We start from the raw sequence: 699 nt of genomic DNA, 5'->3' as shown, positions 1-699 counted from the left end.
ATGAGGATTCCATTTATTACTTCTTCCATGATTTCTGTACCTCTAACACTTTATTAAATTCTTCCGGCATTTCCTGAATCATATTTTCATCCCCTATGATAGGGACAAGGTCTTCCTTCATAAACACCGGAATGCCGAGTGCGTGTGCCTGATCCGTCAGAGACCATGCCCATTCCGGCTCCGTATGAATCTTCCTGCTCTGAGCCCCGGTCATAGTGCCGACAACGATCCAGTTGATTCTGGAAAGGTCAACTGTACCGGGATCGTCGAATAACGGTTCAAAGCTAACATGGTAATGCTTTGCTCTGATGTTTTTCCGAAGGGCGTCGATACGCCACAGTTCGGCTTTCCTCGTCACCGTAACGCCAAACCATGCGTTTTCCAGATCGGTATCAAAATCCAGCAGATCAGGTCGCTTGGTAAGGAACAGGAACTGATGCTGTGGATTTTCACGGATCTTTGCAAATACCTCGTCTCTCCATTCCGGCTTCCATCCGGAGAGATCGCTCATCCCAGTAAGAAGAAAGTTCTGCGGACGTTTCTTTTCCATCATCTTGAGCTTACCCGGAAAGAATTCAGGGTCAGCGAAGTCATCAATCATATGCCAGCGTTTCACGTTGTTGCGGGCATAGCAATATGTACACCCCACTGTGCAGCCAATGACGATATTCATGTTCTGAATCTGATCTTTGATACAAA

The 699-nt window shown here is 46.6% G+C and carries 1 protein-coding gene; it reads right to left on the bottom strand.

Features of this window, described 5'->3' with window-relative positions:
- Positions 1 to 16 precede the first annotated feature (16 nt).
- Positions 17 to 699 (bottom strand): radical SAM mobile pair protein A (locus tag DW965_RS18845; protein WP_119198685.1); only part of this gene is annotated, 683 nt, incomplete at its 5' end.

The organism is Blautia sp. AM47-4 (assembly GCF_003479865.1).
GTDB lineage: Bacteria > Bacillota > Clostridia > Lachnospirales > Lachnospiraceae > Fusicatenibacter > Fusicatenibacter saccharivorans.
The sequence above is the reverse complement of the archived record's forward strand: the minus strand, read 5'-3'. Positions and strand labels throughout refer to the sequence as shown.